This is a genomic window from Vibrio sp. Vb2960, assembly GCF_033337665.1.
GTDB classification, from domain to species: Bacteria; Pseudomonadota; Gammaproteobacteria; order Enterobacterales; family Vibrionaceae; genus Vibrio; species Vibrio alginolyticus.
This window is the reverse complement of sequence record NZ_JAWORD010000002.1, coordinates 258160-274404: the sequence shown is the minus strand read 5'-3', so window position 1 is coordinate 274404 and position 16245 is coordinate 258160. Positions and strand designations below refer to the sequence as shown.

Here is a 16245-nt window from a genome sequence, read left to right as displayed (position 1 = left end):
ACTCTATTCCTTGGCACTTTTAAAGAGCTGTAAGGTTATCTCTCTTTCTGTCTTGTGATCAACCATCGGCTTGTGATATTCCAGTAAAGAAAAGCCCTGCCAAGTCCAAGGTTTATGGATGTATTTGTTCGGTACACTTTTGATTTCTGGTACCCAGTGGCGCACAAATTCACCATTATCATCGAACTTTTCGCCTTGGCTTATCGGGTTGAAAATACGAAAGTATGGCTGCCCGTCACAGCCCGTAGAAGCAGACCATTGCCAGCCACCATTGTTCGCTGCAAAATCGCCGTCCACCAGCTTACTCATGAAGTACGCTTCTCCCCATCGCCAATCAATATGTAAGTCCTTGGTAAGAAAGCTCGCGACAATCATACGTAATCGATTGTGCATCCAACCTGTTTGATTGAGCTGACGCATTGCTGCATCAACGATTGGGTATCCTGTTGTTCCTGTCTTCCATCGCTCAAAGGCTTTCTCATCATAGGACCACTGGATTTTATCCTCCCAATCGATAAATCCTTTGCCTTTGACGAGTTTTGGTTCGAAAACCAATAGGTGCTGATAAAACTCACGCCAAATGATCTCACTTAACCAAGTTGCTTTCCCTTCTGTAAGGTCATTTTGTTGATTTTCAGCATACAAACGAGCAATACACTGCCTTGGTGATAGCGCGCCAATCGCAAGGTATGGAGACAGTTGGCTAGTGCCATCAATAGCTGGAAAGTCTCGCTCGCTTTGATACGCGTCACTGCGCTCCCGTGCAAATTCCCTAAGCTGCTTCAAAATATCATTAGTCGAAGCCAGCCAGTCTTCACTGGATTCTCGAGGATAGCTAAATGTGAAGCTTGAATTAAATCGAGCCGACTCTAATTGTTCGAGTACCTTTTTATTTAGTGGCGCTTGCTCGTGAGGTTTTACTACCGTCGGCATATGGAACTGCGTTAACCAAGCACGCTTGAATGGCGTAAACACCTTAAAATATTCGCCTTGCTTATTAAGAACCGTCGTTGGCGCGTGCACACATTTGTCATGAAACAGTTCAAATTCGATATCGTGAGAAGCTAACGCTTCACTTACTTGTGTATCGAGCTCTCGTTCGTTCACCTCATAGTGAATGTTTGCCATGACAGACGTGGCTTCAAGTGTTTCCGCCCACCCACTAATCACATCTGTACAATCGGAAAACGACGGTACCTCTTTGTACAAAAAGGGAATATTAAGGCTTTCAAGCTCCTCGTTAAGACAAGCTAAGCGACGAGCAATGAGGTCTGCCTGCATCGGCGCCATGTGATGCTCCCGCCACTGCTCTGGCGTCGCGATAAAGCAAGCGACGACAGGCTGACCTGAATCCAATGCCGCTTTGAGTGCCGTGTGGTCTAACGTACGTAAGTCACGTCGAAACCATACTAAAATCATGGTAGCTCCTATCTTTTGTCTACTAAGTTAGGTGTAATTTCTCTATCACTTCAGAGCACCCCATCCGATCACCTAACTGTGCGTGAAGCATTTTGATGGACGCTACTTGTTTAGCAGCTAGCGCTTTGTTGGAGAAAAGGTAGATAAACGAACCATTTTCAACGACCTCGTGATCTAGTAGACCAGAAACATCATCAACCTTATCGATCAAAGTCGTGTGATACCCTTGTTCGCAAAGCTTCGCTGCTTGAATCCAACTCTCAGACTCTCTGTTTTGTTCAAAGCTAATGAGCAGACACTTTCCTTTGGAAGCGGCTTTGTTTTCAGAATCGATAACAAGGGCAAGTCGAGTGATCAAACAAGTCTGAAATAACCCTACTTGTAAAGATCGCAGCGATCCTTTCACCATGTCTAGCGCATCAAATACTGGGCTAATAAACTGATCAATAACGAGTTTTAGTGGATACTCTTTAAGAACAGAGGCAAGTAAACTCTCTGCTTTTCCTCGATTCAGGGTAGACAGCGCAAGCAGCATGTTTTCAACTTCTTCGAGTGTGCGAACCTCGTTTTTGACTTCGACATCGGCGCTTTTTCCTAGCAGCCCCTTCACTTTACCAATCGAAATCCCCTTCGCGAGCCAGCTCTGGACTTCGCGAATCGTATCGAGATCTTGCTGGCGATAAAGTCTGTGTCCTTTTTCAGTTCGCTGAGGTTGGATCAAGTTGTATCTTCGTTGCCAAGCTCTCAGCGTAACTGGTTTTACACCCGTGATTTCTGCGACATCTCGGATCGCGTATAGTTTTTCTTCTGAACTACAAACCATAGCGTAATCTCATCTCCTGCGGATACGGTTCTAAAAACTTCTGTTTTGCTAAATACTCGTCTGGGTAAGTATTTAAGTAATGCTTAATCAATGTAAGTGGTGCTAGCAGAGGCAGCATTCCGATACGGTAGTCTTGAATCACTGTCGCTAACTCTTCTTTTTCTTCTTTAGTTAGTGAGCGTTTGAAGTACCCTTGTAAATGCATCAACACATTTGTGTTGTTTTTGCGGCTAGCCCGATTCGTTAACGCCTTCATAAGTCCTAAACGATACTCTTGGTAAAAGTCTTCAATTTCATAATTAGCGACATCAGCGACTAAGCGGCCAAGGGAGCGGTATGACTCTGGGTGGTGTGCCATTAACGTCAGTTTGTAGCGCGAATGAAAGTCGATGATTTTGCCACGAGTAGGCTCACCATCCATCGAGCCGTAAAAGTCATTTAGACAAAATACTCGAGTAATAAAATTTTCTTTCAATACAGGGTCGTTAAGTCTGCCATCCTCTTCAACAGGCAACCAAGGCATTTTTTGCATCAATGTTTGTGTATACAAGCCAACACCTTCTTTCGCAGCACTGTTCTTGCTGTAAACCTTGACTCGCTCCATGCCACAAGTTGGTGACTTGGCACAAACGATGTAACCACAAAGCTGCTCGCTTTGAAGTTCATCTACTTTATTGGCCGAGTAAGTGAGCATATTGTCGGTATGATCATTTTCTGGATTTTTGGTTTCAACCAATGCAACACGCTCTTCATTAGAAACAAGACGAATGGTTGGACGGGGTACTGGCATACCTACGCCGACTTCAGGGCATACCGAAATAAAGTCAAAATACGGGCTAAGCTCTTTAGTCACAAAGTTGCTCACCTTATGACCAGAGTCAAAACGCACTCGTTCACCCAAAACACACGAACTGATACCTACTTTGATCGAAGATTCCATGATGACGCATCCCTATACAAAAAGTTTTGTTGTATAACTTATAGCAAGCCTTTCCAGATTGTACAAGAAAATAAGTTGTACAATTTAATCGTTTTACTTCACTCGAAAGTATTTCGATCAACCAGCTGTCAGAAAAAAGTTTGGCCCAAAAACAAAGAATTTGTGCGCGCAATCGACAAACTGCTCAAAAGCAAATCGATTGCTCTTTTGATTTCAACAGATTTGGTTATCAATAGTAGTTACAGTTTCTAAATGCGTGGTTTTTGTGACTAAGCTCTCAAGGGGCCACTGTACGTCCCGATATTATTGCCTTAACGAAAACGAACAAGTTCAACAGAATTGGTAATAGCGTTCTATAATAGAGGCGTTTTATCAAAACAAAACTTTGGAGAGCACTTATGGCAACCCCACACATTAACGCACAACCAGGTGATTTCGCTGAAACAGTTCTAATGCCAGGCGACCCGTTGCGCGCTAAATACATCGCTGAAACGTTCCTAGAAGATGTGAAACAAGTTTGTGACGTTCGCAACATGTTCGGCTTTACTGGCACTTACAAAGGCAAAAAAGTTTCTGTAATGGGCCACGGCATGGGTATCCCGTCTTGCTGTATCTACGTACACGAGCTAATCGCTGAATACGGCGTGAAAAACGTTATCCGTGTGGGTAGCTGTGGTGCAGTACGTGACGACGTGAAACTAATGGACGTTGTTATCGGTATGGGTGCTTCTACAGACTCTAAAGTTAACCGTATCCGTTTCAACAACCACGATTTCGCAGCAATCGCTGATTACGGTCTTCTAGAAGAAGCAGTTAACCAAGCGCGCGCTCAGGAAGTGCCTGTAAAAGTAGGTAACGTATTCTCTGCTGACCTGTTCTACACACCAGAAGCAGACATCTTCGAGAAGATGGAAAAACTAGGCATCCTAGGTGTAGACATGGAAGCGGCTGGTATCTACGGCGTAGCAGCTGACCTAGGCGCGAAAGCACTGACTATCCTGACAGTTTCTGACCACATCATCCGTGGTGAAAAACTAAGCTCAGAAGAGCGTCAGAAGTCGTTCAACGACATGATGAAAGTTGCACTAGAAACTGCAATCAACATCTAAGAGCAAATAGTAAGTAATAATTTGCAGCCAGAGTTATGCTGGCTGCCCGAATTATCCCGAGGGGGCGATTGTGTCTAACGGCGAACTGCCAAAAGACGCAGATGGGTTACAACTCAACTTTTGTAAAACATTGGCGTGTGACAACTTTGGATTGAGTGATGCAAAGCGTTACGTTCTGCAACATGCGAACCCTAAGCGTCCGGCGATGGTATGCCGTGAATGTGGAGCTTTCCCCCCCTTACTTAATAATCGCGATGTCGTGAACGAACTTCATCGCCTGCGGCACGTCCACAGTGACGGGTTGCCTGCTTGCCGTAATGATGATTGCGACAACTTTGGACTCTCTGTCCACACTCACAAACACCTCTATCACGCTTTCGGTTACAGTGGCGATCGCCAACGTTACCGCTGTAAAGTGTGTCAAAGTACCTTTGTCGACAAGTGGTCTGGTGCCAACAAGAAGCTTCAATTTCAAGAGAACTTGATGGGTTTATTGTTTACGGGATATTCCGTACGAGAAATCTGCCGCAAGCTTAGTATTAACCCAAAAACCTTTTACGATCATGTTGACCATATAGCTAGCCGCTGCCGCCGCAAGCTGGCAACCATTGATGCGCGCTGGGTAAACCACGCAACGCATTATGAATTGGCCTCAAACTATATTGCATTGCAACCGAACAGCAATAATGGTGTGTATTGGATTGTTTCTGGCGAAGCGCATTCTGGCTATATTCTTTGCCAGCACGTCAATTATTCCGCTGATGAAGAGCCAATCGCAACTCTCGATCATAATCCTTACGATGAGGTGTCTCGTTTTGTTTCCCAGGAGTACGTAGCGGAAGCAAGTGAGCCGCTTGCGGAACCTTCTCATCACCTCAGAGAGCGAATTGACCAAAAATACCAAACAATTTTGGCTCGCGGTAACGTAGAAGACCCTCTTGGTAATCTATCTGTATTTCATTACCCTTCAAAAGGGGCATTAGTCCGTCCGCCATACACCTCGTATGCACACTATTTGCACGTACTTGATATGTGCTGCCCAAACAAACGTGTATCTCTATACATGCCTCAAGATCCCCTACTACGTTCAGCTGCATTGAGCGTTTGTTTACCTCGTATTAAAGAGAAAAGTGTCGACTTGATGTATGTAGAAGAGGACGCTAGTTGGGACATGAGCACTCCCTTTGGCAAAGTCGATATCGCCTATATGAGTTGGTGGCGCGATCGTTGGGCAATCTCTAGTCAAAACGAAAACCACAAAGGCATTTGCTACCTCGCTGGCGATCAAAATGAGCCTGAAAAATGGTTTAACGTTGCGACAACTCGTCATGTGAAGTTTTATCAAAACCGCTTTCAGATTCTTTTCGAAAGCTTCATTAACGAGCCACGTCGCAAATTACGACCTGCTGGTATTTTACCTCTTTTAGATATATTCAGAGCTTGGCATAATTTGTGCTATCAGGATAAACAAGGTCTTACCGCTGCACAAAGGTTGGAAGTCTCTGATGCACCTTTGACAATCAAACAGCTCCTATCGTAGCTATTCTATTGGTAATTTAGATGTAGTAATTAGGGGTTGTAACGGTATACATTACGGCCCCTGATCGTTTACCAAAACGTTATCCGCATCGCTTTGGTAAAGAAACATGCATCTAACCACTTAATATTAGGTGTGATTTCCAGTTCGATAGTCATGGATGTGAACGTTGGATAAAAACCAAATTCAGCTAGAAGATGATCTCACTAAGCTTAAAGGCCAAATAAAATCGGCCCCTAAACATACCTTTAATATTGCGCAGCAATATCGTATCCGCGCGGAACAAATTTTATTTGTGGACGGAGAGATCAAAGCCTTACTCATCATGGCGCAATGCTGTTGGTGCCTAATGGATTACCGACAAGGCTTAAAACTCGTCAAAGACGCTTACAGCAAACAAACACAGCTTGAAACCGACGATCATCTCCCGGAAATTCTCCATCTTTTTGCACTCCAATATTGGGGCCAAGCAAAGTATTATTCCGCGCAACAATATTGGATTAATGCGCTCGAACAATCTGCTCTTGTTGATGATGTTGAAATTCAAATCGAATCTCTAATTGGGCTTGGTAATGTATGGCGCATCACTAATGAACACCAACTTGCCGCTTCAACTCATGAGTTAGCCGTTAAAGTGGCAAACAATGTTCGTATTGCTTGGTTAGAAGGCAAAGCGCGCATCCTATTAGCTTGGGACTATTACTTACTAAATAAGTTTGTCGAGATGCTTACGGTACTAGATGGAGCAACCGAAGTATTAAAAGATCATGATGACAGTACGTGGCAAGCCGAGATCTGGGACTTTAAAGGGTTAGCACTGCTTGGACTAGAACGCCTTGATGCGGCCGAAGAAGCCACCCAAAAAGCCCACCAGCTTGCCATTGAGCATGACCTCGTTTGGATGAAAGCACACTCTTTTATTAGCCGAGCAAGACTTGAGCTTTTGCGCCAAAATACAGACAGCGCTGCCAAGTTGCTACTTGCAGCAGAAGAATCTGCACTCAGTTTCGACCACGGTGAGCTACTCAGCCAAATTTGCTTCCAACAATCACGAGTCGCTGAAGAACAAGGTGACTTTGAGTCTGCGTTTAACGCGTTCAAGAAATACCGTAAGCACGCACTCAAAATGCTCAAAGAACAAACTCATCGAATCAGCATGGATAAAGCAAGAGGCTCTAAACGCCAACTAGAGCAGCGAGCACGTAAGCTGATCAATCATATTCGCTCTCAACACGAATACGACCCTGAAAAACAGTTCTCTAATGTCGTTTCTGAGACCTACTGGTGGGAACAGTTAGTTTTGTTTAAAACGGAGCTCAAACGCTCTAACCACGCCATCATTATGATTCAGCATTCAAACCCCGAAGTTCTCGATGTTTGTACCGAGCTCGTTCATGCATTGACAACCTCCAGCGACCTCATCTCGAGAATTTCCAGTAACAGGCTAGCAATGTTAATTGCAGAAAAAGGTCAAGCAGCAGAAGAGGTCTACCGCACTGTCCAAGCGATGTTAGACATCTATCCATGGAAGCGACGCGGAATCAAAGGCCCTAAACCGATACTGTATTTGCAAGATATCCTGACCTTCCCATTCACGTTAGAACAGCTCGAAGAAAGTTATATTGAGGTAATGAAGAATGGAACAACTGCTTAGCAAGGTGACTGACGCAGGTATCGATCCTTCTTCCGTTTCAGGTGAAGAAGCGATTACGCTATGGGAACACATAGGGTTACATATTGCGTCAACAAACCGAGAGAAAGCGCATTGCTATATCATTAGCGCCGAGTATCGAAGAGAGATCAAACAGCTCAACGACAGCATTAGTGAATTGAAACAAGCCCTTGAGTTGCTTGTTTTACCAGAAGATGTGGAAGATATTCTTTCTGTGAAAGCAAGCTTGAGTGAGCGTTTAGTTGAATTAGGTGACTACAATGCGGCATTAACCGAGTATGTTGCTTCAACCAATATCGCCGTCGAGTACGGCTATATTGATGAGTACGTATTGGCCATTATTGGAATGGGTAATTTGTGCGATGCCTATGGGGATCACCAACGTGCATTACGTTATTATCAAAAAATAGATGCTATCGATCACGCTATTGGCAGTCGATCCCTACGCCTTCGTTACAAGCTGTACATGCTTGCCTGTTATATCAGCTTAAACCGTACCGCAGACGCCAAAGAGCTGCTGAGTGAATGTGAAGAACTGAGCATTCTCGTCAGTGATAAAAACCTCGCCGCACAAATTCACCTCTACCGAGCCAAATTACATCGTCTGCAAGAAGACTACCCCAATGCGTTGCTGGCTATTTCGAATGTTCAGTATACAACGGGTAGTGCCACTACATACTGGTTATCCACGATGGTCAAAATTGAGACTGCGTATTGTCTAAACGGTGTAGGGCACACTTCTTTAGCTAATTTAACGTTGGACTCCATCAGTAAAAGGATTCAAAAGCAGCTATCTCCTATCGTTACTCAGCATTTTTATAACGCGATGAGTCAAGTTTACGCCTCTCAAGGGTTGTATCAAGAAGCATTAAATTGTGAAAAAAAAGCGCATAGAATCGAATCTGATCTTGTAAAACATATTCCGATCGGTGAGTTAGGGTCTGCTCAACTACGCCGACTTTCACGCTTTGAGTTACAACTCAAACTCATTTTGTCAGAGCTAGAAAACAAAGAACTAAAAGAAACCACCAAGCAGCATAAAAATACTGTTGCTCAGCTACAGCAGGACGTCTTTACCGATCCACTTACGTCTTTACACAACCGACGCTGGTTAGAAGTTAAACTAAAAGATCTACTTCTGCACGATACTGCATTTGCATTGATGGTCATCGATATCGATCACTTCAAATCCATCAATGACGAACTAAGCCACTTGGTTGGCGACAAAGCGATCAAAAGTGTGTCACAGGAACTGGCGTCCTACTTCAGATTTAAAGGCGCATCGTGCGTACGATTTGGTGGTGAAGAGTTCCTCGTGATCCTTGAGAATACCCAACTGGAACGCGCAGAAATGCATGCCGAGAATTATCGTGAACGGATTTATCAATATGGTTGGGACGATATTCTTGGTGAACGGGGGCTGACAGTATCCATAGGGATTACCTTGCATCGAGAAGGCGAGAATACTCAGCGAACTTTTTATCGTGCAGACAAAGCTCTTTATCGCGCCAAAGCCAATGGCAGAAACCAAGTCTGTACCGAACTTTAAACCATGCCCCGGTTGACACCTGGGGCTTTAGTATACTTTTTACTTATCCTTCCTATATCACTTCACTGCTTGTTTAAATAAGTACTCAGCAACACCTTAACTGCCAATAAACATCAGTGGATACTTACATCGCATAAACATAATTCCTACATAAAAACCGCTTGATTCATCTGTAGTTAAGACAAATACTTAAATTGTTAATTTACGTAGATTTTCCATTTCGCAATACGCACAGGTAGGTAAGATGTTTCTAGACTATTTTGCACTTGGGTTACTCATCTTCGTTGCTTTAGTGATCTTTTACGGAATCATTGTCATCCATGATATTCCATATGAAATCGCCAAAGAGAGAGAGCACCCGCACCAAGACGCAATTCACTACGCTGGCTGGGTCAGCCTTTTCACTTTGCATGCGCTGTGGCCATTTTTATGGATCTGGGCAACATTATGGCGCAAGGAACGCGGCTGGGGTTTTAAACAACTAGAACAAGAAACACACGACATTCATCACCGCCTTGAAGAACTCATCGATGAAGTCAACGAACTCAAAAACCAAGTATCGATGTTGAAACAACAAAAGATTCAGCAAAAGCCTTTGCCTGAACAAAGTAAAGAGGACGAATAATGGACTTATTGCTGATTCTGACTTACGCAGCTCTTTGTATTGCCATTTTTAAAATTTTCAATATTCCTCTAAACAAATGGACCGTTCCAACCGCCGTACTTGGCGGCGTAGTGTTAGTGGGCACACTCGTGCTGCTTATGAACTACAACCACCCATTTACGCAATTGGGTAACCAAGTGTTCCCGACTACGCCTATCGTCTCTGGCGTGCGTGGCCGCGTGGTGGAAGTGCCAGTCCAAGCCAACCAACCGCTCAAAACGGGCGATATTCTTTTCAAAATCGATCCTGTGCCTTTTGAAGCAGAAGTTGCTCGCCTTGAAGCGAAAGTCAAAGAAGCAAGCCAAGGTGCGTTGGGTTTAGAGTCTGATCTAAGAGAAGCAGAAGCTGCTGTATTGAAAGCGCAAGCGGACAGAGATAAAGCACAAAGGGAGTTTAGCCGATATCAAAGGGGCTTTGATCGTGGCGCGTTTACTGAACAAGATTTAGATACTCGACGCCAAGCATATAAAGCGGCAGAAGCCATGTTAGACGTTGCGATTTTGCAACAAGAACAAGCGCAAATCGCTCTGGACTCTGAAATCGGAGGCGAAAATACCCAAGTCGCGCAACTTCTTGCCGAGCTGCGTAAAGCAGAGTTTAACCTAGAGCAAACCGTCGTTCGTGCGCCAACCGATGGTTACGTTACGCAATTGGCTTTGCGTCCTGGTGTTATGGCTGTGCCGTTGCCACTTGCCCCGGCAATGACCTTCGTACATACCGAAGACATTACGTACACCGCGGCATTCAGACAGAACTCATTACAACGCTTGAAGCCAGGCTTTGAAGCAGAATTTATGTTCCGCGCAATTCCGGGCAAAGTGTTCCGTGGCGAAGTCATTGACGTGATTCCGGCCATTGGTGAAAGCCAAATTCAAGCGCGAGGCGCTCTGCTTGGGACTGATGCCTTGCGCACGAGCGGACGTGTTTTTGCGAAGCTGAAAATTACCGACGACTTGAGTGGATACCACCTACCAATGGGTACTGCGGTTGAAGTTGCAGTTTATTCAGACAGCTTTACTCACGTATCAGTGATGCGCAAAGTGCTTATTCGTATGAAGAGCTGGCAGAACTATTTATACCTCGACCATTAATGAACATATAGCGCATTCATTTATTGGTAAAAATAACATCAAACCGTGTAATCAGGGGCTGACGATCAGCTCCTGATTCATTCTAGCCATCCAGATAGATAGCATTCCCACTTTTATTAATATTCTGTATAATGCGCGCCTTATTTTTAATGCTTGCTAAAACCAAAGCCAGTCAAAGGGATGCGTGAATCAAATCACACATTTCCTGAAGAAAAATAGAGCAAACAATAAGCAGCTTGGTTGTTTTGAATATATGTTACACAATCAAATAACTAACGCTTTCCAACAATATAAATGAACGTTCTTTAAAATCGACTATTGAACTGAGGTTATCTATGAATCTTTCCGCTAAAACTGTTGTGGTTATTGCAATCGGTGCTGCTCTTTACGGTATCGGCGGCTTACCTATGTTTGGCATCCCTGTGTTTGCAAACACAACGCTAAAACCAGCAATGGCAGTATTAGCATTGTTCTCAGTACTATTTGGACCACTTGTTGGCTTCTTGGTTGGTTTTATTGGTCACTGGGTTACTGACCTATTTGCAGGTTGGGGCGTATGGCTCACTTGGGTACTTGGTTCAGGTATTGTTGGTTTGATTATCGGTCTATTCCCTTCTCTAACGCGCTACCGTTTGGAGAAAGGTGATTTCAATATGAAAGACTTCGCGTTATTCGTAGTACTTGCGCTATTAGGCAACGTATTTGGTTACGGTTGCTCTGCATTCCTCGACACGATTTTATACGCAGAACCGTTCACTAAAGTGTTTACCCAGCTTTCTATTATCGCGATCGGTAACACCATTCTTATTGCTATTGTTGGCTTCTTCATTCTTAAGTCTGTCGCTAAACGTAACAAGCAAAGCCGTAACTTAACAGAGGCTTAATGTCGAATGACAATCGAATTTTCTAACTTCTCTTTTAGATATGAGTCGCTGGACAAACCGACGCTAAAAAATATCAATCTAAGGATAGAGAAAGGAGAGAAAATCGTCATTATCGGTCCAAGTGGTAGTGGTAAATCTACTCTTGGGCAATGTCTTAACGGACTGATCCCACACGCAATCAAAGGGGAAACCAGTGGAACATTGACCATCAATGGTCAAGACACCGCCCCTTTCGACATGCACCAATACACTGAGCAAGTTGGCACCGTACTCCAAGATACGGACAGCCAATTTGTCGGTTTGAGCATTGGCGAAGACATTGCATTTGCGCTGGAAAACCAGCTAACTTCAAATATCGACATGTACCCATTGGTCAAAGCCACGGCCAAAATGGTCGACTTGGAACAGATGTTAGATCGCTCTCCCCACGATTTATCTGGCGGGCAGAAACAGCGTGTTTCTTTGGCGGGCATTCTCGTCGATGACGTCGATATCCTTTTGTTTGATGAACCACTAGCTGCGCTTGACCCTAAAACGGGTAAAAAAACCATCGAGATCATCGATGATCTACACCGCGAAACGGACAAAACCATAGTAATCATTGAGCATCGTCTTGAAGACGTTCTGCATTGCTCAGTTGACCGTATTATCTTGATGGAAAGCGGCGAAATCATTACCGATACAACGCCAGATGAAATTTTAGCGTCGCCTCTACTAGAAGATTACGGCATCCGCGAACCGCTTTATATTTCAGCACTGAAAGAAGCAGGCTGCGCGATTGAGGGCGATGCAAAACCTTCTAGCTTAACTACCTTACCGTTGGAGCAATATAAACCAGCGGTACAAGCATGGTTTGATGGTTCAACAGCACAACCACCTAAAACGCCAGCCGAGACTTTGCTTGAAGTCCGTGGCCTCACCTATTCTTACGACGGTGAGAAAAACGCGTTAGAAGACGTGAGTTTTGACATCAAGTGTGGCGAGTTTGTCTCTGTACTTGGCAAAAATGGCTCGGGTAAATCGACCATCACCAAACTGATTATGGGCGTTATTGAAGCGGATAGCGGCTCAATGAGCATGAATGGTCAAGATCTTAACGAACTGACCATCTTCGAGCGTAGCCAGAAAGTGGGTGTGGTGATGCAAAACCCGAATCACATGATTTCCCATCACATGATTTTCGACGAAGTGGCCTTCGGCCTCCGTAATCGTGGCGTTGAAGAGAAACAAATCGACGCTAAAGTACTTGAAGTCCTAGAGCTGTGCGGTTTGAGCAAATACCGTCACTGGCCAATCGAAGCATTGAGCTACGGCCAGAAAAAGCGCGTAACCATTGCGTCAATTTTGGTCTTGGAACCAGAGCTTCTGATCCTTGATGAACCGACGGCAGGTCAGGACTATCGAAACTACACGTCTATGCTGAGTTTCATCGAAAAGCTCAATCGCGAGTTGGGCGTAACCGTAATGATCATCTCTCATGACATGCATTTAGTGTTGGAATACACCTCGCGCTCTATCGTGATTGCAGACAGTAAATTAGTCGCGGATGCACCAATGACGCAGGTATTCAGCAGTCCAGAGCTACTAGACCAAACAAACCTCACTACCACAAGTTTGTTTGAGTTGGCTACGAAAGTTGGTATCGAGGACACCAATGGCTTTATGCAGCACTTTATCAATGTAGAAAAAGCGCACCGCCAACAAAAAAGCGACGACGTAAACCAACTAGAGAAAGCGGTGGCATGAAAGACAATAAGATGAAGTTTGGTATCAACTACATCGATACCCAATCGCCACTTCATAAGTTGAATGGCATTACTAAGTTCTTGCTTTTCATTGCTTGGGTAACGGTGGTATTGACCACATTTGACTTGCGAATCATCGCGCTGTTGATCGTGCTGGGTTTGGGCTTATTGAAAATGACCAAAGTGCCCTTTCATGTCTACAAACCGCTGTTATTCGGTACAGGTACGGTATTACTGATCAATGCCCTGTTTATGTTCGCGTTAGCACCGCAACAAGGTACTGAGTTCATGGGTTCATCAACGGTTTTACTCTCGTTACCCGGTAATTACTCGCTCACTCAAGAGACATTGTTTTACCTAGTAACAGTGACGTTGAAGTACTTCAGCATGTTCCCAATCGCATTGGTGTTTGTATTTACCACTCATCCGACAGAGTTTTCAGCCAGCTTGAACCGTTTAGGTGTGCCTTACAAAATCGCCTATGCCGTAAGCTTAACGCTGCGCTACTTGCCGGAAGTGAAAAAGGACTTTGTTAACATCATGCACGCGCAACAAGCACGCGGAGTAGAACTGAGCAAGAAGGCTCCGTTGTTCAATCGTATGAAGAACGTCGCGAAGATTCTTGGACCTCTGATTTTCTCTAGTTTAGACAGAGCCGATCAAATCTCAAACGCGATGACGCTACGTGGTTTTGGCCGCCACTCCTCTCGCACTTGGTACAGCTTAAAACCACTGACCAAAGCCGATATGATCTGCATGGCTGGGATTGCGGTGATAGTGATTGCTGCGATCAGCAAGCGTGTGATGGACACACAACTGTTCTGGTATCCGTTTTAAATTCTGAAGCTTCAAACTGAACATAACGTGGTTAGTGTTGTGACCACGTTATCTTCCGTCTTTCCCCTCGATAACTCGCCTGTTGGCTTCTTGCTTGCGAGTGTTCAAAAGAAGCGGTAATTTCAGCGGCTCGCTGATGTGCCAGAAAGTTGCTTATTTAAACGACCAACATGAACTAAACTCATCAGTTTTATCAGGGGCTTAATGATCAACTGCGCACTGCCCACAATGAAAAGCCAAGTACCACTTTCAATCAACGAATCATTCAAAAAGAAAAAGCTACCAATTAAAAACCAAATAGCAATGAGTAGGTCGTTTGCAGCACCTAACGCCTCATAGCGGCGCTGAATAACGATGTGACGGCTTCCTAGATCTAAATCCAACTCTCTGCCATGTATCTGCACTGTATAGCTCCCCTCTTATTGTTTCGCGTCAGTTATGCCCAAGTTATTTCGAAATACTTAGTTCTAAACCCTAACGGACGTAGCATGCATTGACAACCATTGGGGGTATTATCTATTTGCAATAAAAAGAAAAGGGCGCATAAGCACCCTTTTCAGCGAGTCTAATTACAGGTATTCGCTTTAATGATTAGATAGTGAGTACCAACTTAACTCCACTTCAACAAGCGAGTTTCGTTGCCTTCTTCCGGCTTCGCTGGAATATTGAGTGACAACAGCAAGCTCACTGCTGCCATACCAGCGCCGATGTAAAATACGCTCGCAGGTGAAACAAGCCAGATGACACCAAACGTAACAGGTATTACAACTGCAGCAATATGGTTAATCGTAAACGCAACGCCTGCGGTCGACGCCATATCGGCAGGATCGGCAATTTTCTGGAAGTAGGTTTTAATCGCAAGCGCTAACGCGAAAAATAAATGATCGACAACATACAATGCTGCCGCCCACTCTGCCGTTTGCACCAAACCGTACCCGACGAACACGAAGATCAAACCGACGTATTCAAACATCAACGCTTTGCGCTCACCAACAACGCCGATAAAACGGCCTATTCGCTTCGCAAACAAGAAGTTAAAGACATAGTTAATCAGGAACAGCAACGTAATGTCTGCGGCGGAGTAACCAAACTTCTCTACCATCAAGAAACCAGCGAATACCGTAAAAATTTGACGGCGTGCTCCACTCATAAACGTAAGCGCATAGTATAACCAGTAACGTTTACGCAGGATGAGCTTCTTGTTCTGAGGAACTTTTGTCTTAAATTGTGGGAAGGCAAATGCCATCACCAAAATGAGCACAAAACCTAAACCACCAGCCATTAAATAGACCGTTTTAAAATCAAGTTTGAGCTGTTCGAGCGAAACCCAAATGGCGCCGTAGGTAAACAGAGAAGCCAAAGCTCCAACAGAAATAAACTTACCCAGCATTTCTGGCGCTTCTTCTTTAGATAGCCATTGTAAAGACAAAGACTGCTTGAGTGTTTCAAAGTAATGGAAGCCGGTGGACATTAACAAGGTTGTAAAAAGTAGACCGTACAAAGTGGGAAAATAACCTGTTAATGCCGTACCAAGCGTAAGCATCGCCAAAGAGACGAGCATAAAGCGTTGCTCTCGGATAAACAGCAATACAAACACGGCGGTAAAGGCCAAAAAACCCGGAATTTCACGCACACTTTGCAATAAGCCTATGTCGGCACCATCAAAGTTTGCTTTCTCGATAACAAAGTTGTTCAACAACGCCATCCAGGTAGAAAAAGCAATGGGCACGATAATGGAAATTAACAGGAGGAAATTTTGCGGCGTTCTCCAGCCGTGCGATGAGGTAGTCATGATGTTTCCTTTAAATATGAAGGCATCATCATAGCTTTAAATGTAACAAATTCGCAATATCATTATTATTTTCAGCCCAGAGCAAGCAGATATGGCTGAGGAATATTGTTATGAAGATAAACATCGCACTTAACTCCTTGGCTAAGCGCGATGTTCAAGTATCAAGAGAAATAAAGCATGAGT

At 44.3% G+C, this 16245-nt stretch carries 14 protein-coding genes; 9 read left to right on the top strand and 5 right to left on the bottom strand.

Annotated elements, in window-relative coordinates:
- Window positions 1-3 precede the first annotated feature (3 nt).
- The 3 genes from phrB to R7O03_RS03225 are packed head-to-tail and all read right to left on the bottom strand — an operon-like array spanning window position 4 to window position 3182.
- Window positions 4-1419: a deoxyribodipyrimidine photo-lyase gene (phrB, locus tag R7O03_RS03235; RefSeq protein ID WP_318131460.1), complete on the bottom strand. Its 1416-nt coding sequence runs from the start codon at window positions 1417-1419 to the stop codon at window positions 4-6.
- Between the two features lie 22 nt (window positions 1420-1441).
- Window positions 1442-2242, bottom strand: a complete 801-nt coding sequence (locus R7O03_RS03230) for a MerR family transcriptional regulator (RefSeq protein WP_033906723.1) — start codon at window positions 2240-2242, stop codon at window positions 1442-1444.
- Window positions 2232-3182, bottom strand: a complete 951-nt coding sequence (locus R7O03_RS03225) for a YbgA family protein (protein WP_213875898.1) — start codon at window positions 3180-3182, stop codon at window positions 2232-2234. The genes R7O03_RS03230 and R7O03_RS03225 overlap by 11 nt, the downstream gene beginning before the upstream one ends.
- Window positions 3183-3580: 398 nt before the next feature.
- Between R7O03_RS03225 and deoD the strand changes: the two genes are divergently transcribed.
- The 9 genes from deoD (at window position 3581) to R7O03_RS03180 (ending at window position 14270) form a co-directional block, all read left to right on the top strand.
- The gene (gene deoD, locus R7O03_RS03220) at window positions 3581-4291 is read left to right on the top strand and encodes a purine-nucleoside phosphorylase (RefSeq protein ID WP_005375140.1); all 711 of its coding nucleotides are present in this window, start codon (window positions 3581-3583) and stop codon (window positions 4289-4291) included.
- A gap of 70 nt (window positions 4292-4361) precedes the next feature.
- Window positions 4362-5831, top strand: coding sequence for a hypothetical protein (locus tag R7O03_RS03215; protein ID WP_005383936.1), 1470 nt, complete (start codon window positions 4362-4364; stop codon window positions 5829-5831).
- A gap of 166 nt (window positions 5832-5997) precedes the next feature.
- Window positions 5998-7482: a hypothetical protein gene (locus R7O03_RS03210; RefSeq protein ID WP_005375137.1), complete on the top strand. Its 1485-nt coding sequence runs from the start codon at window positions 5998-6000 to the stop codon at window positions 7480-7482.
- On the top strand, window positions 7466-9049 hold the full coding sequence (locus R7O03_RS03205; protein WP_115386795.1) for a GGDEF domain-containing protein: 1584 nt from the start codon (window positions 7466-7468) through the stop codon (window positions 9047-9049). Before R7O03_RS03210 ends, R7O03_RS03205 begins: the two co-directional genes overlap by 17 nt.
- 244 nt (window positions 9050-9293) lie before the next feature.
- Entirely contained in the window at window positions 9294-9674 is a 381-nt protein-coding gene (locus R7O03_RS03200; RefSeq protein WP_064376388.1) for a DUF3302 domain-containing protein, read from the top strand.
- A complete protein-coding gene (locus tag R7O03_RS03195) occupies window positions 9674-10804 on the top strand; it encodes an HlyD family secretion protein (RefSeq protein WP_005375134.1) in 1131 nt (376 codons plus the stop codon). Before R7O03_RS03200 ends, R7O03_RS03195 begins: the two co-directional genes overlap by 1 nt.
- Window positions 10805-11139: 335 nt before the next feature.
- Window positions 11140-11688 carry an ECF-type riboflavin transporter substrate-binding protein gene (locus R7O03_RS03190; protein ID WP_005375133.1) on the top strand — a complete coding sequence of 183 codons (549 nt, stop codon included), beginning with the start codon at window positions 11140-11142 and terminating at the stop codon, window positions 11686-11688.
- 6 nt (window positions 11689-11694) lie between these two features.
- Window positions 11695-13434, top strand: coding sequence for an ABC transporter ATP-binding protein (locus R7O03_RS03185; protein ID WP_213968260.1), 1740 nt, complete (start codon window positions 11695-11697; stop codon window positions 13432-13434).
- Entirely contained in the window at window positions 13431-14270 is an 840-nt protein-coding gene (locus R7O03_RS03180; RefSeq protein WP_005383942.1) for an energy-coupling factor transporter transmembrane component T family protein, read from the top strand. The genes R7O03_RS03185 and R7O03_RS03180 overlap by 4 nt, the downstream gene beginning before the upstream one ends.
- A gap of 122 nt (window positions 14271-14392) precedes the next feature.
- Here the strand turns inward: R7O03_RS03180 and R7O03_RS03175 are convergent, their stop codons facing one another.
- Together R7O03_RS03175 and R7O03_RS03170 are read right to left on the bottom strand one after the other, a co-directional pair.
- On the bottom strand, window positions 14393-14674 hold the full coding sequence (locus R7O03_RS03175) for a YrhK family protein (RefSeq protein ID WP_025768568.1): 282 nt from the start codon (window positions 14672-14674) through the stop codon (window positions 14393-14395).
- Between the two features lie 206 nt (window positions 14675-14880).
- Window positions 14881-16062 (bottom strand): MFS transporter, encoded by a 1182-nt coding sequence (locus tag R7O03_RS03170; protein ID WP_005375129.1) that lies wholly within the window; start codon window positions 16060-16062, stop codon window positions 14881-14883.
- Window positions 16063-16245: the final 183 nt, after the last annotated feature.